Source organism: Acrocarpospora phusangensis (genome assembly GCF_016862995.1).
Taxonomy (GTDB): Bacteria; Actinomycetota; Actinomycetes; order Streptosporangiales; family Streptosporangiaceae; genus Acrocarpospora; species Acrocarpospora phusangensis.
Window position 1 is genome coordinate 83,929 of record NZ_BOOA01000021.1, and the last position, 18,599, is coordinate 102,527.

Genomic DNA, 18,599 nt, shown 5'->3' on the forward strand with positions numbered 1-18,599 from the left:
CCGGGTTCGTCAGCGGATGCCCTCGTGGGGGCCGAGCGCCGGGCCGTGGTCGTGCCAGTGGGCCGGGCCGGGCAGCGGCCCCCAGTGGGGGACGGCGAGGCGGTAGCCGCGGGAGTAGTGGGCGCCGTAGCCGCGGTCGAGGCGCCTGGCGACCTCCTCCCGCAGGGCGGGCAGGTGCTGGTAGAGGCGGTCGCCGGGGCAGGAGGTGGCGTTGAGGTCGCGGTGGCCGATGATCGCCACCGAGGGCTCCAGCTCGTAGTGCCAGCAGAGCCAGGTGAGCAGCCTGGTCAGCGCGTCCATGGCCCGCTGGGGCGGCAGGTCGTCCATGTAGGTGCCCTCGGTCTCGATGCCGAGCGTGTGCCGGTTGTGCTCGGCGGTCTGCGCGCCCACCACGTGCCGCCAGCGGCGGATGGCGCGCATCGTGTGGTTGCGGCCCTCCATGACGTGGCCGCCCCTGCTGATGGTGAACTGCTCGCCGATGTCGTCCCAGCCGTTGTGGCGCATGTGGTAGCGCTGGATCGCCCGCGACAGCCGGAAGGCCGCCTCCAGGCTGGTCTCGCCGCGGTTGGGGGTGGCCGTGTGGTGCACGATCAGCTTGTCGGGCACCCGGTCGAGCACGACGGCCCGGGAGGTCGGCGGGCGGGCCTCCCATTCGTTGCGCAGGTAGATGCGCGGCGGCCGGGGGATCGGCGGCCGGGCCGATTCGGGCGCCGGCGGGACGTCCTCCACCACCAGCGCGGCCGGCGGCTCCAGCTCCTCCAGCATCGGCGGCATCTCTGGCATATCGGGTATATCAGGCATATAGGGCGTGTCCGGGGTCGACGGGACCGGTGAGGACGACGGCTCCGAGGCTTCGGCGGGCACCCTCAGCAGCACCGCACCCGCCAGCCCTCCGCCGATCGTCAGGAACGATCTGCGCGCGACGAACATGTGGGGACCTCCCGAGTTGGTATGGAACCTCGGGGACTCCACACGTCACGGGAGGCCGTCGGAGGGGATCTTTCCCCGGCGGTCACTCTCCGTAACCGTTATTGTGCACCCTTCGCCGTCAGACGCGGGCCAGGAACCGCTCGCGTTCCTCCGGGGCCAGGTGGTCGCTGAAGAGCACGCCGTCCAGATGGTCCACCTCGTGCTGGAGCACGCGGGCCAGCATGCCGATCGCGCGGACGGTCACCGGCTTGCCGAACATGTCGCGGCCCCGGGCCACCACCGAGAAGGAGCGCTCCAACGGCCACCACACGCCGGGCGCCGACAGGCACGCCTCGTCGGCCACCACGCGCCGCTCGGACAGCTCCAGACGCGGGTTGACCACGTGCCCGGCCTTGCCGTCGTAGTCGAAGGCCACCACCCGCAGCGGCAGCCCCAGCTGCGGCGCGGCCAGCCCGGCGCGGCCCGCCCCGGCCCGCATGGTGAGGGTCAGCGCCTTCACCACGTCACGGAGCGAACGGTCGAAGACGGTGACCGGCTCGGCCACACTGCGCAGCACCGGATCGGTGAAAGGGCGGATCTGTCGGGCAGTCATGCACGCTCCCCGCGGCGACGGCGACACCGATTCAGCGATTCCCCGCCGGGGGCCGGGCCAACCCTCGTTAATTCCATGTTGCCTCGGTGCGTCGTATGAGTTGCGTGTTTCCGAGGTGCGTCACACGTAACGGGTGCACCGTTACTAATCGTCAAAGTGCGTAACGGCCGCCGCCTACTTTTCCAGGGACAAAACCCCCGAGGAAAGGACACGTGATGGCCTGGATCAGCGACTGGCGCCCGGACGACCCGGAGTTCTGGGCGGCCTCGGGCCGGCGGACCGCCCGGCGTAACCTGATCTTCTCCATCTTCGCCGAGCACCTGGGCTTCACGCTGTGGACGGTCTGGAGCATCGTCGCGGTCAAGCTGGGGTCCTACAAGTTCTCCACCGACCAGCTGTTCTGGATCGTGGCGCTGCCCAACCTGGTCGGCTCGGCGCTGCGCATCCCCTACACCTTCGGCCCGGCCCGGTTCGGCGGGCGCAACTTCACCGTGGCCAGCGCCCTGCTGCTGCTGATCCCGGCGGTGCTGCTGGCGGTGGCGGTGAACGATCCGGCGACGCCGTACTGGGTGTTCCTGGTGATCGCGGGGACGGCGGGGCTGGGGGGCGGGAACTTCGCGTCCAGCATGGCCAACATCACCTACTTCTATCCGCAGTCGAAGCAGGGGTCGGCGCTCGGGCTCAACGCGGCCGGGGGCAACATCGGGGTGTCGTCGGTGCAGCTGGTGATGCCGCTGGTGATCGGGGCGTTCGGGCTGGCGGCGGCCGGTCTTTTCTGGGTGCCGTTCATCGTGGCGGCGGCGGCCGGGGCGTACTTCTTCATGGACAACCTGAGCACGGCCAAGGCCGAGCCGAGGGAGATGGCGCAGGCGGCCGTGAACCCGCAGACGTGGGTGATGTCGGTGCTGTACATCGGGACGTTCGGGTCGTTCATCGGGTACTCCACCGCGTTCCCGCTGCTGATCAAGTCGCAGTTCGCCGAGCACGCGGACCTGATCACGCTGGCCTTCCTGGGGCCGCTGGTGGGCTCGCTGATCCGGCCGCTGGGCGGGTGGCTGTCGGACCGGCTCGGCGGGGCCACCGTGACGCTGTGGAACTTCGTGGCCATGGCGGGCGCGGTGCTGCTCGTCTACGCGGGGCTCGCGCAGCACAACTTCGTGCTGTTCTTCGCCGCGTACATGCTGCTGATCGGGACGGCGGGGGTGGGCAACGGCTCCACGTACCGGATGATCCCGGCGATCTTCCGGGCCAAGGCGGTCGCGGGCCTGGAGGCCGGCACCGAGGCGTACGAGCGGGCCGTGCGGATCGGCCGGCGGGACGCCTCCGCGGCCATCGGGTTCATCTCCGCCGTCGGCGCCTTCGGCGGGTTCTTCATCAACCGGGGCTTCGGCACCTCCATCGCCGCCACCGGCGGGGCGGGCGCGGCGATCACGGCCTTCGCCGTCTTCTACGCCCTCTGCTGCGCGCTGACCTGGTTCTGCTACCTGCGCACCGTCGGCGTACGGCTGGCGCCGAGCCTGGCCGCCGCCCGGGTCTGAGGATCCTCACCGGCCGCCCGACGCGGTCGTGAGCGGCGGTTAGCGCCTTGTAGCACAGCGGTAACAGAAGGGACCCAGCGGTGAAACGGCCTGAAAGCACCATCGGACGCATGCCCGTCTCACTTCCCGCCGCGCCGCCTGTGATGTCGCGGCTCCCGGTGGGGGCGGCCACGCACTGCCCGTACTGCGCGCTGCAGTGCGGCATGAACGTGACGCCGGACGGCATCACCCCGCGCGACGACATCCCCGCGAACGCGGGCGGGCTCTGCCAGAAGGGCTGGACGGCCGGGGAGCTGCTCGCCTCGCCGCACCGGCTGACCACCCCGCTGCTCCACGGCGAGCCGGTCGGCTGGGACGAGGCCCTCGACTTCGTCGCCGCCCGGCTCGGGAGCATCCAGCGGGAGCACGGCCGCGACGCGGTGGCCGTCTTCGGCGGCGGCGGGCTGACCAACGAGAAGGCGTACCAGCTGGGCAAGTTCGCCCGGGTGGCGCTGCGCACCAGCCAGATCGACTACAACGGCCGGTTCTGCATGTCCTCGGCGGCGGCCGCCAGCAACCGGGCCTTCGGCCTGGACCGCGGCCTGCCCTTCCCCATCACGGATCTGGCCCGCGCCGACGTGGTGCTGCTGGCGGGCGGCAACGTGGCCGAGACCATGCCGCCCTTCGTGCGGCACTTCAACAAGGCGGGCCGGCTCATCGTGGCCGACCCCCGGGTGACCGCCACCGCCAAGCTCGCCGGGCTGCACCTCCAGCTCACCCCCGGCACCGACCTGGCGCTCGCGCTGGGCCTGCTGCACATCGCCATCGCCGACGGGTACGCCGACCTGGCCTACCTGGCCGAGCGGGTGACCGGCTTCGAGGCCGTCAGGGACAGCGTCGCCGCCTGGTGGCCGGAGCGGGTGGAGCGCGTCACCGGCGTCCCGGTGGCGCGCATGCGCGAGGCCGCGCACGCCCTCGGGACCGCGCGCCGGGCCGTCATCCTGACCGCCCGGGGGGCCGAGCAGCACGCCAAGGGCACCGACACCGCCACCGCGTTCATCAACCTCGCCCTGGCCCTCGGGCTGCCCGGCAGGGAGGGCTCCGGCTACGGCTGCGTGACCGGCCAGGGCAACGGCCAGGGCGGCAGGGAGCACGGCCAGAAGGCCGACCAGCTGCCCGGCTACCGGCGCATCGACGACCCGGCCGCCCGCGCGCACGTGGCCGGCGTCTGGGGAGTCGATCCCGCCGACCTGCCGGGCCCCGGACGCTCCGCCTACGAACTGCTCGACGCGCTCGGCACCCCGTCGGGGCCGAAGGCGATGCTGCTGTTCGGCTCCAACCCCGTCGTCTCCGCGCCGCGCTCCCGCCACATCGCTGAGCGGCTGGCCGCGCTCGACCTGCTCGTCGTCTCCGACCTGGTCCGCTCCGAGACCGCAGAACTGGCCACCGTGGTGCTGCCCACCACGCAGTGGGCCGAGGAGGCCGGCACCCTGACCAACCTGGAGGGGCGCGTGCTGCTGCGCCGCCAGGCCGTCGCTCCGCCTTCGGGGGTGCGGAGCGACCTCTCCGTGCTCGCGTCCCTCGCGGGCCGCCTCGGCCACGTCTTCTCCGACGATCCCCGTACGGTCTTCGACGAGCTGCGGCGCGCCTCGGCGGGCGGCCCGGCCGACTACGCCGGCATCACCTACGAGCGGATCGCGGCCGAGACCGGCGTCTTCTGGCCCTGCCCCGACGAGGACCACCCGGGCACCCCCCGCCCGTTCCTGGACCGCTTCGCCACCCCCGACGGGCGGGCCCGCATGATCCCCGTCGAGCACCGGCCCCCGGCCGAGGACGTGGACGGCGACTACCCGATCTACCTGACCACCGGGCGGGTGCTCGCCCACTACCAGAGCGGCGCCCAGACACGCAGGATCGGCCCGCTCAACCAGGCCGCGCCCGGCGCGTTCGTGGAGATGCACCCCGACCTCGCCGAGCGCATCGGCGTGGCGTCCGGCGACCGGGTCAGGGTCGTCGGGCGCCGCGGCTCCACCGAGGCCCCCGCCCGGGTCAGCCCCGACATCCGCCCCGACACCGTGTTCATGCCGTTCCACTGGGAGGGCGTCAACCGGCTCACCAACCCGGCGCTGGATCCGGTGTCGCGGATGCCCGAGTTCAAGGTCTGCGCCGTCCGGGTCGAAGGGGCCGCGTCATGAGGCTGGTCGTCGTCGGCACGGGGATGGCCGGCGCCCGGGTGGTCAGCGACGTACGGGCTCGCAGCCGCGACATCCGGGTGACCGTGTTCGGGGCCGAGACCTGGCAGCCGTACAACCGCGTGCTGCTGTCCAACGTGCTCGCGGGCACCGCCACGCCGGACAACGTCCGCCTCCACGACCAGGCCTGGTACGCCGAGCACGGGGTCACCGCCGTGCTCGGCACCGAGGTCACCGCGATCGACCGGGACTGCCGTACGGTCCTCACGGCGGACGGGCGGCGGGAGCCGTACGACGTGCTGGTGCTGGCCACCGGGAGCGAGCCGTTCGTGCCGCCGATCCCGGGGGCGGAGCTGGGCCTGCCGTTCCGCACGCTGGGCGACTGCGAGAAGATCATCCAGGCGGCCGGGCGGGCCCGGCGGGCGGTCGTGGTCGGCGGCGGGCTGCTCGGCATCGAGGCCGCCCGCGGGCTGGCCGGCCGCGGCCTGCCGGTGACCCTGCTGCACCTGGCCGGGCACCTGATGGAACGCCAGCTGGACGCCGAGGCCGGGCTGGTGCTCGGCGAGACGCTGACCGCGCTGGGCGTCGAGGTCAGGACCGGGGCCGAGGTCACCGCCATCACCGAGGCCGGGGTCGAGGTCACCGGCGGCCTGGTGGAGGGCGACCTGGTCGTGCTGGCCTGCGGGGTGCGCCCGGTGGTCGGCCTGGCCAGGGAGGCCGGGCTGCACGTGGAGCGCGGCGTCGTGGTGGACGACGAGATGCGCACCGACGATCCGGCCATCTTCGCGATCGGCGAGTGCGCCCAGCACGACGGCCAGGTCTACGGGCTGGTCGCGCCCTGCTGGGAGCAGGCCGCCATCGTGGCCGACCTGATCACCGGCGCCGACACGGCGGCCCGCTACCGGGGTTCCCGGCTGGTCACCCGGCTCAAGGCCAGGAGCGTCGAGCTGGCCGCGATGGGGGAGACCCACCTGACCGAGGACGACGCCGAGATCGTCAGGTTCAGCCATCGCCGTACCGGCACCTACCGCAAGCTCGTGATCAGGGACGGCCGCCTGGTCGGCGCGATCCTGGTCGGCGAGAGCGCGGCCGTCGGCACGCTCACCCAGCTGTACGACCGGGGCGTCCCGCTGCCCGGGGACCGGGCCAGCCTGATCTTCCCCGGCCTGGCCGCCGCCGCTCCGGTGGCCGACAGCCCGGTGCGCATGCCCGACTCGGCCAAGGTGTGCCGCTGCAACAACGTGACGAAGGGCCAGGTCAGGGCCTGCTGGGAGGAGGGCGCCCGGGATCTGGCGGCGGTGGCCGCGGCCACCCGGGCGACGACCGGCTGCGGCGGCTGCGCCGACGCCGTGGCGGGGATCGTGGGGTGGCTGTGCGAGCAGGAGGAGATCAACGCATGACACGGGTCGTGGTAGTGGGACATGGACCTTCGGCCCATCGGCTGGCGGAGTCCCTCCAAGGCTTCGACGGGACGGTCACCATCCTGGGGGAGGAGCCGCGCCCGGCGTACGACCGGGTGGCGCTCACCTCCTACCTGGCGGGCAAGAGCGCAGAGGACCTGACCTATCCGGTCCCGGACGGGGTGACGCCGCGGCTGGGCTCCCGGGTCACCGGCATCGACCGCGCCGCCCGTACGGTCACCACCGCCGACGGCGCGGTCACCGCGTACGACGTGCTGGTGCTGGCCACCGGGTCGGCGCCGTTCGTGCCGCCGGTGCCCGGCAAGGATCTGCCCGGCTGCTTCGTCTACCGCACGATCGAGGACCTGGACGCGATCAGGGCGGCCGCCGGGACCGCCACGGCCGGGATCGTGGTCGGCGGCGGGCTGCTCGGCCTGGAGGCCGCCGACGCGCTGCGCGGGCTCGGCCTGGAGACGCACGTGGTCGAGATGAGCCCCTGGCTGATGCCCCGCCAGGTGGACGAGGGCGGCGGCGCGGTCCTGCGCGGCCACGTGGAACGCCTCGGCCTGACCGTGCACGCCGGCGCAGGGGTCGCCCGGATCACCGGCGAGGACCGGGTGACCGGGCTGGTCAAACCCGACGGAGAGGTCATCCCCGCCCAGATCGTGGTCTTCTCCGCCGGCATCCGGCCCCGCGACGAACTGGCCCGCGCGGCCGGCCTCGCGGTGGGCGAGCGCGGCGGCATCGTGGTCGACGAGGGCATGCGCACCTCCGACCCGTCGATCTACGCGATCGGCGAGTGCGCCCTGGCCGGCGGGCAGATCTACGGGCTGGTCGGGCCCTGCTTCACCATGGCGGAGGTCGCCGCCGACCGGATCAGGGGCGGCTCCGGGTCCTTCACCGGCGCGGACCTGTCCACCAAGCTCAAGCTGCTCGGCGTGGCCGTCGCCCAGTTCGGCCAGATGTCCGGCGCGTTGGACGTGACCTACCTGGACCCGGTCGGCGGGGTCTACAAGAAGCTGTTCGTGAGCGACGACGCGAGCACCCTGCTGGGCGGCATCTGCGTCGGCGACGCGGCCCCGTACGACACGCTGCGGCCCTACGTCGGCAAACCCCTGCCGGGGCTGCCGGGCGACCTGCTGTTCACCGGCTCCGGCGTCACGCCCGACCTGCCCGACGACGCCCAGGTGTGCTCCTGCAACAACGTCTCCGCGGGCACGGTACGGGCGGCCGTGCTCGACCGGTCCTTGACCGACGTGGCCGGGATCAAGGCCTGCACCCGGGCCGGGACCACCTGCGGCAGCTGCGTCCCGCTGCTCCAGCGCATCCTGGTCAAGTCCGGCGTGCCGGTCAGCAAGGCGCTCTGCGAGCACTTCGCGTACAGCAGGGCGGAGCTGTTCGAGATCGTCCAGGTCCGGGGCGTCACCACGTTCACCCAGCTGATCGAGGAGCACGGCACCGGGCGCGGCTGCGACATCTGCAAGCCGGCCGTCGCGTCCATCCTGGCCTCCCTGCACAACGCGCACGTCCTGGAGGGCGAGAACGCCGCGCTCCAGGACACCAACGACCACTTCCTCGCCAACATCCAGAAGAACGGCACCTACTCGGTCGTGCCGCGCATCCCGGGCGGCGAGATCACCCCGGACAAGCTCATCGTGATCGGCGAGGTGGCCCGCGACTTCGGCCTCTACACCAAGATCACCGGCGGTCAGCGCATCGACCTGTTCGGCGCCCGCGTCGAGCAGCTCCCGCAGATCTGGCGCCGCCTGGTGGACGCCGGCTTCGAGTCAGGCCACGCGTACGGCAAGGCCCTGCGCACCGTGAAGTCCTGCGTCGGCTCCACCTGGTGCCGGTACGGCGTGCAGGACTCGGCCGCCCTGGCGATCATGCTGGAGACCCGCTACCGGGGCCTGCGCTCCCCGCACAAGCTCAAGTCCGCCGTCTCCGGCTGCGCCCGCGAGTGCGCCGAGGCCCGCTCCAAGGACTTCGGCGTCATCGCCACCGAGAACGGCTGGAACCTGTACGTCTGCGGCAACGGCGGCTTCAAGCCCCGCCACGCCGACCTGCTGGTCTCCGACGTGGACACCGACACGCTGATCCGCACCATCGACCGCTTCCTGATGTTCTACGTCCGCACCGCCGACCGCCTGCAGCGCACCTCCGCCTGGCTGGAGGCCCTGGACGGCGGCCTCGACCACCTGCGCGACGTGGTCGTGCACGACTCGCTCGGCCTGTGCGCCGACCTGGACGTCCAGATCGAGCGCCACGTCGCCGGATATTTCGACGAATGGCGGGCGACCCTGGAGGACCCCGACAAGCTCCGGCGTTTCACCAGCTTCGTCAACGCGCCCGGGGTGCCCGACCCGTCCATCTCCTTCGCCACCGAACGCGATCAGATCAGGCCCGTGGGGGTTAGCTCATGACGAACTGGACATCTGTCTGCGACTACGCCGACCTGCTCCCGGAACGGGGCGCGTGCGCCCTGCTGGGGACCGAGCAGGTGGCGCTCTTCCGCACCTTCGACGGCAGCCTGTACGCCACCGGCAACCGGGACCCGTACAGCGGGGCGTACGTGCTGTCGCGGGGCATCGTGGGCACCAGGAACGGGGAGCCCACCGTGGCGTCCCCGATGCACAAGCAAGTGTTCTCCCTGGTCACCGGGGCCTGCTTGGACGACCCCGCGACCGTTATCCCGATATTTCCGATCCGTGTGAGCAGTGGGATGGTAGAGGTGAGCGTTCTGTGACCGCGCTACTCGAAGACGCTCCGGTGGAGCTCGGGTCCCCCGAGACCGCGCCCGACGCGCTGGCCGGCTTCACCATCGGGGTGACCGCCACCCGCCGCCGCGAGGAGTTCGCCGCCCTGCTGGAGCGGCGCGGCGCCCGCGTGGTCCGGGCCCCCGCCATCCGGCTGGTCCCGCTGGCCGAGGACGCCGACCTGCTCGCCTCCACCCGGGAGTGCCTGGCCGCCCCCGTGGACGACGTCGTGATCACCACCGGGGTCGGCTTCCGCGGCTGGATGGCCGCCGCCGAGGGCTGGGGCCTCTCCGGCGACCTGGCCGGGCACCTGACCGGCGCCCGCCTGCTCACCCGGGGCCCCAAGGCGCGCGGCGCGGTCCGCGCGGCCGGCCTGACCGACCACTGGACGCCCGCCACCGAGTCCTGCGAGGAGGTCAAGCAGTACCTGCTGGCCCAGGACCTGCGCGGCCGGCGCATCGCCGTCCAGCTGCACGGTGAGCCCCTCACCGGCTTCGTCGCCGACCTGCGGGCGGCCGGGGCGCACGTCACCGAGGTGCCCGTCTACCGGTGGCTGCCGTACCGGGACACCTCGCCGCTGCGGCGGCTGGTCAGCCAGGCCGTCTCCGGGTCGGTGGACGCGGTCGCCTTCACCAGCGCGCCCGCCGTGCTGGCCATGCTCAACGCGGCCCGCGCCGACGGGCTGGAGGACGCCCTCGTCGCCGCCTTCTCCGGGCCCGTGGTGGCCGCCTGCGTCGGGCCGGTCACCGCGCAGCCGCTGCTGTCCAGGGGCGTACGCGCGATCCAGCCGGAGCGGGCCAGGCTCGGCGCGCTGGCCCGCACCCTCGCCAGGCACCTGCCCGAGCACAGCGTCACCCGGCTGGTCGCGGGGGGCCACCAGCTGGAGATCCGCGGCCACGCGGTGGCCGTGGACGGCGAGCTCAAGCCGCTGCCGCCCGCGCCGATGGCCGTGCTCAAGCGCCTCGCCGACCGTCCTGGGCACGTGGTGGCCCGGTCCGACCTGCGCCTGGTGCTGCCGGGCGGGCCGTCCAGGGACTCGGCCGAGCACGCGGTCGAGATGGCGATCACCCGGCTCCGCCGCGCCCTCGGTCCCGGCGGCATCGTGGAGACGGTGGTCAAACGCGGCTACCGCCTCGCCTGCGAACGGGACGACTCGTGACCGCCGGCGTCAGCGGCACCAGCGACGTGGCGACGCTCGTCATGGCGGGCCACGGCGCCAGGGACGGGCAGTGGTCCGCGGTGCTGGCCGACCTGGCCGGCCGGGTGCGCCGGATGCGCCCGGGCCGCCGGGTCCGGCTGTCCTTCCTGGAGCTGAGCACCCCGCCGCTGGCCGACGTGCTCGCCGCCACCGTCGGCCCCGTGGTCGTCGTGCCGATGCTGCTCGCGGGCGGCTACCACGCCCATGTGGACCTGCCCGCCGTCGTCGCCAGGGTCCGCCCCGACGCCCGGGTGGCCGGCCCGCTCGGCCCGCACCCGCTGCTCACCTCGGTCCTGGCCCGGCGGCTGGCCCAGGCCGGGCTGCGGCCGGGGGACGCGGTCGTGCTCGGCGCCGCCGGCTCCTCCGACCCCGCGGCCCTGGACGACGTCCGCGCCGCCGCCCGCCTGCTGTCGGTACGGCTGTCGCGCCCGGTCACGGCCGCCTTCGCGGCCGGTGGCACCCCCACCCTCGCCGACGCCCTCACCCGGGCGCGCTCCGCGCCGCGGGTGGCGGTGGCCTCCTACCTGCTGGCCCCCGGGCACTTCCACAACCGGCTGGCCGAGAGCAGCGCCGACCTGGTCGCCGCCCCGCTCGGCGCGGACGACGACCTGGCCGCCCTGGTGTGGGCCAGGTTCGACGAGGCCGCCGGAACTCAGCCCTCGAGCCGCAGCTCGCGCACGATGTCCTCGGCGCTGTCGTCCCGGGACGGCTCGGAGTCCGCGCCGGTGAACATCTCGTAGTAGGCGTGCCGGAAGCAGCCGGCCAGCAGCAGCCGCGCCGTGGCCTCCGGGTTCACCCCGGGCCCGATCCGGCCGAGCGCCTGCTCCGCCGCCAGGTAGGCGGCCAAGGGCTCGATCTCCGCCTGCGGGCCCAGCTCGCTCTCCCGCATGGCCTGCCGGAACCGTACGGTCAGGGACGGCGACACGAACGCGGGCATGGCCGCGGCCTGCACCTCGGCGTAGTACTCGATGCCGGCCTTGGCGACCGGCAGCAGGTTGCCGCCCACCCGGCCCTTGCCGGCCAGGTGCGCCAGATCGTGCAGGGTGCGCAGCCACGCGGGCAGCCGGTCCTGGAGCAGGGCCAGGAAGGTGTCCACCGCCTGCTGCGGTGTGGTGCCCCGCAGATGCGGGTACGCGGCGCCGCCGTCGGCGGCGGTGCTCGATTTCATCAGAACGGCCATCTTCAGAACGCGCTGCCGCGTCTCCTGTGCTCGCTGGTGCGGATCGGGTGGGGCAGTCGCCATGGTCGCCCTAGGGTGCGCAGTCACATTGGTCAGGTTCAACGCGGCGAGAACTCCGGTCGCGAATGTTTACAGACTCGTGTTTCTCCTGGTGACCGAACCGTTGCCGAACCGCGGGCCCGCCCAGGGAAAGAGCGTATGTAGCCGCCAATTATTACCGGAAATCTTGATGAAATACGAGAAATCGCAATAATTGGGTTTGTCGGAATTATCCGAGTATGACTCAGGATTACCCGTCGGTTCCGCGGTCGCGGCGGCGCAGGTACCGCTCGAACTCGGCCGCGATGGCGTCGCCGCTGGCCTCGGGCAGCTCGGCCGCGTCCTTGCGCTCCTCCAGCTCCCGCACGTATTCGGCGACCTCGGAATCCTGCGAGGCCAGCTCGTCCACCCCGGTCTCCCAGGCCCGCGCCTCCTCGGTGAGGTCCCCGTACGGCATGGGAATGTCCAGCATGTCCTCCACCCTGCGGAGCAGCGCCAGGGTGGCCTTCGGGTTGGGCGGCTGGGCCACGTAGTGCGGGATGGAGGCCCAGAGGGAGACCGCCTGCAGCCCGGCGCTGCCGAGCGTGTGCTGGAGCACGCCGACGATGCCGGTGGGCCCCTCGTACTTGGTCGGCTCCAGGTTGAGCACCCGGGCCAGGCCGGGGTCGCTGACCGAGCCCACGATCGGCACCGGGCGGGTGTGCGGGGAGTCGTTGAGCAGCGCGCCCAGCAGCAGCGCCAGCTCCACGCCCAGGTCGTGGCAGAGCCCGACGATCTCGGCGCAGAAGCTGCGCCAGCGCATGTTCGGCTCGATGCCGCGCAGCAGCACCACGTCCCGCTTGGCGCCGGGCGGCCTGGCCACCAGCAGGCGCGTGGTCGGCCAGGTGATGGACCTGGTCAGCCCCTCGCCCAGCTCCACGATGGGACGGGTGACCTGGAAGTCGTAGTAGTCCTCCGGGTCGAGTTCGACCAGCGGGGTGGCCTTCCACTCCGTCTCGAGGTGCGCGAGCACGCCGCTGGAGGCCTCACCCGCGTCGTTCCACCCTTCGAACGCGGCGATGAGCACCGGATCGACGAGCTCAGGGAGCCCTTCGAGCTCGATCAAGCCGCCTCCTCACATAGGTCGTGAGGCTAAGACTATTCGGAGTGGCGGCCCGAGCGTTATCTTCGCGCGGGAGAGAGCGCACAACCCCGGTGCCCGAGGGCGTCCCGGCGGGCGGGGAATGTGGCGCGCGGTCCATCTGTTCCCAGCTGAACCAGGAGATACATCCAGATAGCGGGACACTGTTGGATGCGGGGTCCAGTAGTCCCCGGTTCTCCCTCGATAGGCTTGGCGCATGACTGGCAGACCGTCCTTCCGTACCGCACTGGCCGAGCGTGTTCTCGTGGCGGACGGCGCGATGGGGACGATGATCCAGGCCCAGGACCCGACCATGGACGACTTCGAGGGGCACGAGGGCTGCAACGAGGTCCTCAACGTCAGCCGCCCCGACATCGTCCGCGCGGTGCACGACGCCTACTTCGAGGCGGGCGTGGACTGCGTCGAGACCAACACCTTCGGCGCCAACCTGACCGCCCTGGGCGAGTACGGGCTCGGCGACCGCGTCCGCGAGTACTCCGAGGCGGGGGCCAGGATCGCGCGCGAGCGGGCCGACCGGTGGTCCACGCCGGGCCGGCCCCGGTTCGTGCTCGGCGCGATGGGGCCGGGGACCAAGCTGCCGACCCTCGGGCACCTGCCGTACGCGACGCTGCGGGACGCCTACCGGGACGGCGCCGCCGGGCTGATCGAGGGCGGCGCGGACGCGCTGATCGTGGAGACCTGCCAGGACCTGCTCCAGGTGAAGGCCGCCGTGATCGGGGCGAAGCGGGCGGTGGCCGCGTCCGGCCTGGACGTGCCGATCATCGCCCAGGTCACCATCGAGACCAACGGCGCGATGCTGCTGGGCTCGGAGATCGGCGCCGCGCTCACCGTGATCGAGCCGCTCGGCGTGGACCTGATCGGCCTCAACTGCGCCACCGGGCCGGCCGAGATGAGCGAGCACCTGCGCCACCTGGCCCGGCACTCCCGGCTCCCGCTGTCCTGCATGCCCAACGCCGGGCTGCCCCAGCTCACCTCCGCCGGCGCGTACTACCCGCTCGGCCCGGAGGAACTGGCCGACGCCCACGAGACCTTCGCCGCCGAGTACGGCCTGGCCCTGGTCGGCGGCTGCTGCGGCACCACCCCCGAGCACATGCGCCGGGTCGTCGAGCGCCTGGGCGGCAAGCCGAGGGCCGAGCGCCGCCCGCGCCCCGAGGCCGGGGCCGCCTCCCTCTACCAGCACGTGCCGTTCCGGCAGGACACCTCCTACCTGGCCATCGGCGAGCGCACCAACGCCAACGGCTCCAAGGCGTTCCGGGAGGCCATGCTGGCCCAGAACTGGGAGGAGTGCGTGGAGATCGCCCGCGCCCAGGCCAGGGACGGCGCGCACCTGCTGGACCTGTGCGTGGACTACGTGGGCCGCGACGGCGTCCGGGACATGAAGGAGCTGGCCTTCCGGTTCGCCACCGCCTCCACCCTCCCCATCATGATCGACTCCACCGAACCGGCCGTGCTGGAGGCGGGCCTGGAGATGCTGGGCGGCCGGGCGGTGGTCAACTCGGTCAACTACGAGGACGGCCGGGGGCCCGGGTCCCGGTTCCACCGGATCATGACCGCGGTCCGGGAGCACGGGGCCGCCGTGGTCGTGATGTGCATCGAGGAGGCGGGGCAGGCCCGTACCAGCGCGGACAAGGTGCGGATCGCCTGCGAGACCATCGAGGACCTGACCGCCGGCTGGGGCATGCGGGTCGAGGACATCGTGGTCGACTGCCTGACCTTCCCCATCGCCACCGGCCAGGAGGAGACCCGCAGGGACGGCGTGGAGACCATCGAGGCCATCCGCGAGCTGAAGCGCCGCCACCCGGCCGTGCAGACCACCCTCGGGCTGTCCAACATCTCCTTCGGCCTCAACCCGGCCGCCAGGATCGTGCTCAACTCGGTCTTCCTGCACGAGTGCGTCGACGCCGGCCTCGACTCCGCCATCGCGCACGCCTCCAAGATCCTGCCGATGGCCCGCATCCCCGCCGAGCAGCGCCAGGTCGCGCTGGACATGATCTACGACCGCCGCCGGGAGGGCTACGACCCGCTCCAGCGCTTCATGGAGCTGTTCGAGGGCGTGGACGCCGCCGCCATGAAGGCCGGCAAGGCCGCCGAACTGCTCGGCCTGCCGCTCTGGGAGCGCCTCGAACGGCGGATCGTGGACGGCGAGAAGAAGGGCCTGGAGTCCGACCTGGACGAGGCGCTCGCCCGGCGGCCCGCCCTGGAGATCATCAACGACGTGCTGCTGGAGGGCATGAAGACGGTCGGCGAGCTGTTCGGCTCCGGCCAGATGCAGCTGCCCTTCGTGCTCCAGTCGGCCGAGGTGATGAAGACCGCCGTCGCGTACCTGGAACCCCACATGGAGAAGGCCGAGGGCGCGGGCAAGGGCCGCATCGTGCTGGCCACGGTCAAGGGCGACGTGCACGACATCGGCAAGAACCTGGTCGACATCATCCTGTCCAACAACGGCTACGAGGTGATCAACCTCGGCATCAAGCAGCCGGTGTCGGCCATCCTGGAGGCCGCGGCGGACAAGCGCGCCGACGTGATCGGCATGTCCGGCCTGCTGGTCAAGTCCACGGTGGTGATGAAGGAGAACCTGGAGGAGATGAACTCCAGGAGGATCTCCGGCCGGTACCCGGTGCTGCTCGGCGGGGCCGCCCTGACCCGGGCGTACGTGGAGCAGGACCTGGCCGAGCTGTACGACGGCGAGGTCCGCTACGCCAGGGACGCGTTCGAGGGCCTGCGCCTGATGGACGCCTTCATGAAGGTCAAGCGCGGGGAGGCCGGGGCCGAGCTGCCCGCGCTGCGGGAGCGCCGGGTCAGGCGGGGCGCCGTGCTGGACCGCACCCCCGAGCAGGAGCTGCCCGCCCGCTCGGACGTGGCCGCCGACAACCCCGTGCCGGTCGCGCCGTTCCTCGGCGACCGCGTCGTCAAGGGCGTCTCCCTGCACGAGTACGCCGCGTTCCTGGACGAGCGCGCCACCTTCATGGGCCAGTGGGGCCTGAAGGCCGCGCGCGGCGGCGACGGCCCCTCCTACGAGGAGCTGGTCGAGACCGAGGGCCGCCCCCGGCTGCGCATGTGGCTGGAGCGCCTGCAGACCGAGGGCCTGCTGGAGGCGGCCGTCGTGTACGGCTACTTCCCCTGCGTCTCGGACGGCGACGCCCTGATCGTGCTGGACGAGGCGGGCCGCGAGCGCACCCGGTTCACCTTCCCGCGCCAGCGCCGCGACCGGCACCTGTGCCTGTCGGACTTCTTCCGCTCCCGGGACTCCGGCGAGGTGGACGTGGTGGCCCTCCAGGTCGTCACCATGGGCCGCCGGATCAGCGAGGCCACCGCCGAGCTGTTCGCCGCCAACGCCTACCGCGACTACCTGGAGCTGCACGGCCTGTCGGTCCAGCTCACCGAGGCCCTCGCGGAGTACTGGCACGCCCGCGTCCGGTCCGAACTGGGCATCGGCGGCGACGAGTCCCTCCAGGACATGCTGAAGGTGCACATCACCGGCTGCCGGTACTCCTTCGGCTACCCGGCCTGCCCGAACCTGGAGGACCAGGCGCAGCTGTTCGAGCTGCTGGCCCCGGCCAGGATCGGCGTCGAGCTGTCGGAGGAGTTCCAGCTCCATCCCGAGCAGGCCACCTCGGCCCTGGTGGCGCACCACCCCGAGGCCAAATACTTCAATGTCTGAAATGTCAGAAATATCTGATCAAGAAGATTATTCAAAGCTCGCCCTTCGACGACATGCCCGCAGGCGGGGAACTCGTCTCAACGGCGCCGGGCTCCTTTTGAATGACCTTCCAAGTATCCAGCTAGGGGTTGCTTTCGCCGTGGACGCGGTTCTGTTCGACATGGACGGCTTGCTCGTCGACACCGAGAAGGTGTGGTTCGAGGTCGAGACCGAGGTGGTGGAGCGCCTCGGCGGCTCCTGGGGGCCCGAGCACGGGGCCGCGCTGGTGGGGGGCTCGTGGGACAGGACGGTCGCCTACATGCTGGACCTCACCGGGTCGGGCACCGCCCCCGAGGAGGTCGCCCGGTGGCTGCTGGACGGCATGGTCGAGCGGCTCCTGGTCGAGGTCGAGCCGATGCCCGGGGCGCTGGAACTGCTCAGCGAACTGAACGAGGCCGGGGTCGTGACCGGCCTGGTGACCTCCTCCCTGAAGCCGGTCGCCGACGCGGTGCTGGACGTGGTCGGGCGGCACCGGTTCACGGTCGTGGTGACCGCCGACGACGTGACCAGGACCAAGCCGGACCCGGAGCCGTACCTGACGGCGTGCCGGGTGCTGGGCGTGCGGCCGGAGCGCTGCGTGGTCCTGGAGGACTCGCCGAACGGGGTGGCCGCGGGCACCGCCGCCGGCTGCCGGGTGGTGGCCGTGCCCAGCGTCGTGCCGATTCCGGCCGCGCCGGGCCGGCTGGTGGTGCCGTCCCTGATCGAGGTGGACCTGAAGGTGTTGCGGGCGTTGTTCCAGGAGTTCTAGGCGGTTCTAGGCGGCCGCCAGGAGCGGGGCGAGGTCGCCCCGGTCGTGTACGCCCAGTTTGGTGTAGACGCGGCAGAGGTGGTTGGCGACCGTCCGGGGGGACAGCACCAGCCAGTCGGCGATCTCCCGGTTCGTCAGGTTCCACGAGGCGAGCCGGGCCACCTCGATCTCGCGCGCGCTCAGCTCGGTGCTCCAGCGTTCGGCGCGGGCGACGGGAGCGGGCACCAGCCGGCCCAGCCGGTCCGGGGTCCTCGGCGCGATGGCGCGTTCCCTGGCCACCCGCGCCAGGATCGGGTTGGCCAGCCGGGCGCGCGGCGGGGTCAGCACGATCAGGCCGCGCCGCTCCAGCCGGGCCACCGCCTCCCCGTCGGCCAGGTCCAGCAGCACCTCCAGGTCGACGGGCTCGCCGAGGGCGACCAGGCCGACCGCCTCCGACTCGGCCGGGTCCAGCTCCGCCAGCTCGGCCTCGATCAGCCGGCGCAGCCGCGGCGTGACCGTCAGCTCACCCTGCCAGTGCCACTGGCCGCCGCTCCTGGCCAGAGTCGCGCCCCTGACCAGCTCGGTGAGGAGCCGGAGGTTGCCGCCGCTGGCGTGGTGCATGCGCCGGGCGGCCGCCGGCTCCACCGGGCCGCCCAGGGCGGCGGCCAGCAGCAGGCCGGTCTCCCGCGGGTCCAGCGGGGCCAGGTCCAGGCGCTCGGCCACGCCCTCCCGCCACAGCGCCAGGATCGGCTCGGGTACGGGGGCGCCGTTGCGGAACGTGGCCACCAGCCGGGTGCCTGCGCGGGTGACCAGGTGCCGTACGAGTGCGGCCGAATGGGGGTCGAGCAGGTGCGCGTCGTCCACGGCCAGGATCGCGGGGGGCTCGCCCAGGGCCTCGATGGCCCAGCCGAGCGGGTTGACCGGCCCGTCCGGGTTGCCCAGCAGGTGGGCGAAGGCCCCGAACGGCACGGCCGGACCGGCACCCTGGACGCGGGCGCAGCTCCCGTGCGCGCCCGCGAAAGACCCCGCGAGGGATTCGGTCAGCAGGCGGGTCCGGCCGGAGCCGGCGTCGCCGAAGACGAGAACGCCGCCGCCGGCCCGTAACGCCGACCGGACCTGATCGCGTTCCTCCGTACGCCCGGTGAAAGGCCACATGATCTACCTCCGAGATGCCCCTGTCGTCGCTCTCGACGGTAGGAACCGCGCGTTCGCGGCGGATCCGTGCGA

Annotated in this window: 14 protein-coding genes; 9 read left to right on the top strand and 5 right to left on the bottom strand. The window is 72.6% G+C overall.

The features are described 5' to 3' along the window. Nucleotides 1–9 precede the first annotated feature (9 nt). Both Aph01nite_RS15080 and Aph01nite_RS15085 read right to left on the bottom strand, forming a co-directional pair. Nucleotides 10–783, bottom strand: coding sequence for a peptidoglycan recognition protein family protein (locus Aph01nite_RS15080; protein ID WP_204041488.1), 774 nt, complete (start codon nucleotides 781–783; stop codon nucleotides 10–12). Nucleotides 784–1,048: 265 nt separating this feature from the next. Next, nucleotides 1,049–1,522: a peptide deformylase gene (locus Aph01nite_RS15085; RefSeq protein WP_204041489.1), complete on the bottom strand. Its 474-nt coding sequence runs from the start codon at nucleotides 1,520–1,522 to the stop codon at nucleotides 1,049–1,051. Nucleotides 1,523–1,737: 215 nt separating this feature from the next. On the opposite strand from Aph01nite_RS15085, the gene Aph01nite_RS15090 reads away from it, so the two are divergent. From Aph01nite_RS15090 to Aph01nite_RS15120, 7 genes are all read left to right on the top strand, one after another. After that, the gene (locus Aph01nite_RS15090) at nucleotides 1,738–3,060 is read left to right on the top strand and encodes an MFS transporter (protein ID WP_204041490.1); all 1,323 of its coding nucleotides are present in this window, start codon (nucleotides 1,738–1,740) and stop codon (nucleotides 3,058–3,060) included. Nucleotides 3,061–3,170: 110 nt separating this feature from the next. Then, nucleotides 3,171–5,234, top strand: coding sequence for a molybdopterin oxidoreductase family protein (locus Aph01nite_RS15095; RefSeq protein ID WP_204041491.1), 2,064 nt, complete (start codon nucleotides 3,171–3,173; stop codon nucleotides 5,232–5,234). Further along, a complete protein-coding gene (locus tag Aph01nite_RS15100; protein WP_204041492.1) occupies nucleotides 5,231–6,631 on the top strand; it encodes an FAD-dependent oxidoreductase in 1,401 nt (466 codons plus the stop codon). Before Aph01nite_RS15095 ends, Aph01nite_RS15100 begins: the two co-directional genes overlap by 4 nt. Beyond that, the gene (gene nirB, locus Aph01nite_RS15105) at nucleotides 6,628–9,054 is read left to right on the top strand and encodes a nitrite reductase large subunit NirB (protein ID WP_204041493.1); all 2,427 of its coding nucleotides are present in this window, start codon (nucleotides 6,628–6,630) and stop codon (nucleotides 9,052–9,054) included. Before Aph01nite_RS15100 ends, nirB begins: the two co-directional genes overlap by 4 nt. After that, nucleotides 9,051–9,377, top strand: coding sequence for a nitrite reductase small subunit NirD (gene nirD, locus Aph01nite_RS15110; protein WP_204041494.1), 327 nt, complete (start codon nucleotides 9,051–9,053; stop codon nucleotides 9,375–9,377). Before nirB ends, nirD begins: the two co-directional genes overlap by 4 nt. After that, nucleotides 9,374–10,546 carry a uroporphyrinogen-III synthase gene (locus Aph01nite_RS15115; RefSeq protein WP_239161705.1) on the top strand — a complete coding sequence of 391 codons (1,173 nt, stop codon included), beginning with the start codon at nucleotides 9,374–9,376 and terminating at the stop codon, nucleotides 10,544–10,546. The genes nirD and Aph01nite_RS15115 overlap by 4 nt, the downstream gene beginning before the upstream one ends. After that, nucleotides 10,543–11,325 carry a sirohydrochlorin chelatase gene (locus Aph01nite_RS15120; RefSeq protein WP_239161706.1) on the top strand — a complete coding sequence of 261 codons (783 nt, stop codon included), beginning with the start codon at nucleotides 10,543–10,545 and terminating at the stop codon, nucleotides 11,323–11,325. Before Aph01nite_RS15115 ends, Aph01nite_RS15120 begins: the two co-directional genes overlap by 4 nt. Here the strand turns inward: Aph01nite_RS15120 and Aph01nite_RS15125 are convergent. Together Aph01nite_RS15125 and Aph01nite_RS15130 are read right to left on the bottom strand one after the other, a co-directional pair. Beyond that, nucleotides 11,238–11,753, bottom strand: coding sequence for a hypothetical protein (locus Aph01nite_RS15125; protein ID WP_204041495.1), 516 nt, complete (start codon nucleotides 11,751–11,753; stop codon nucleotides 11,238–11,240). The two genes, Aph01nite_RS15120 and Aph01nite_RS15125, sit on opposite strands and share 88 nt — an antisense overlap. A 301-nt stretch (nucleotides 11,754–12,054) precedes the next feature. Further along, nucleotides 12,055–12,909 (bottom strand): PAC2 family protein, encoded by an 855-nt coding sequence (locus Aph01nite_RS15130; RefSeq protein WP_204041496.1) that lies wholly within the window; start codon nucleotides 12,907–12,909, stop codon nucleotides 12,055–12,057. Between the two features lie 232 nt (nucleotides 12,910–13,141). On the opposite strand from Aph01nite_RS15130, the gene metH reads away from it, so the two are divergent. Continuing rightward, entirely contained in the window at nucleotides 13,142–16,606 is a 3,465-nt protein-coding gene (metH, locus tag Aph01nite_RS15135; protein WP_204041497.1) for a methionine synthase, read from the top strand. Between the two features lie 139 nt (nucleotides 16,607–16,745). Beyond that, the gene (locus Aph01nite_RS15140) at nucleotides 16,746–17,393 is read left to right on the top strand and encodes an HAD family hydrolase (protein WP_239161707.1); all 648 of its coding nucleotides are present in this window, start codon (nucleotides 16,746–16,748) and stop codon (nucleotides 17,391–17,393) included. 6 nt (nucleotides 17,394–17,399) lie between these two features. Here Aph01nite_RS15140 and Aph01nite_RS41425 read toward each other — a convergent pair whose 3' ends face one another. Beyond that, nucleotides 17,400–18,527 carry a helix-turn-helix transcriptional regulator gene (locus Aph01nite_RS41425; protein WP_239161708.1) on the bottom strand — a complete coding sequence of 376 codons (1,128 nt, stop codon included), beginning with the start codon at nucleotides 18,525–18,527 and terminating at the stop codon, nucleotides 17,400–17,402. Nucleotides 18,528–18,599 lie beyond the last annotated feature (72 nt).

Coding starts and splice junctions, on each gene's coding strand:
- Aph01nite_RS15080 (WP_204041488.1), bottom strand. CDS start 783: ATGCCAGAGATGCCGCCGATGCTGGAGGAGCTGGAGCCGCCGGCCGCG.
- Aph01nite_RS15085 (WP_204041489.1), bottom strand. CDS start 1,522: ATGACTGCCCGACAGATCCGCCCTTTCACCGATCCGGTGCTGCGCAGT.
- Aph01nite_RS15090 (WP_204041490.1), top strand. CDS start 1,738: ATGGCCTGGATCAGCGACTGGCGCCCGGACGACCCGGAGTTCTGGGCG.
- Aph01nite_RS15095 (WP_204041491.1), top strand. CDS start 3,171: ATGCCCGTCTCACTTCCCGCCGCGCCGCCTGTGATGTCGCGGCTCCCG.
- Aph01nite_RS15100 (WP_204041492.1), top strand. CDS start 5,231: ATGAGGCTGGTCGTCGTCGGCACGGGGATGGCCGGCGCCCGGGTGGTC.
- nirB (WP_204041493.1), top strand. CDS start 6,628: ATGACACGGGTCGTGGTAGTGGGACATGGACCTTCGGCCCATCGGCTG.
- nirD (WP_204041494.1), top strand. CDS start 9,051: ATGACGAACTGGACATCTGTCTGCGACTACGCCGACCTGCTCCCGGAA.
- Aph01nite_RS15125 (WP_204041495.1), bottom strand. CDS start 11,753: ATGAAATCGAGCACCGCCGCCGACGGCGGCGCCGCGTACCCGCATCTG.
- metH (WP_204041497.1), top strand. CDS start 13,142: ATGACTGGCAGACCGTCCTTCCGTACCGCACTGGCCGAGCGTGTTCTC.
- Aph01nite_RS41425 (WP_239161708.1), bottom strand. CDS start 18,527: ATGTGGCCTTTCACCGGGCGTACGGAGGAACGCGATCAGGTCCGGTCG.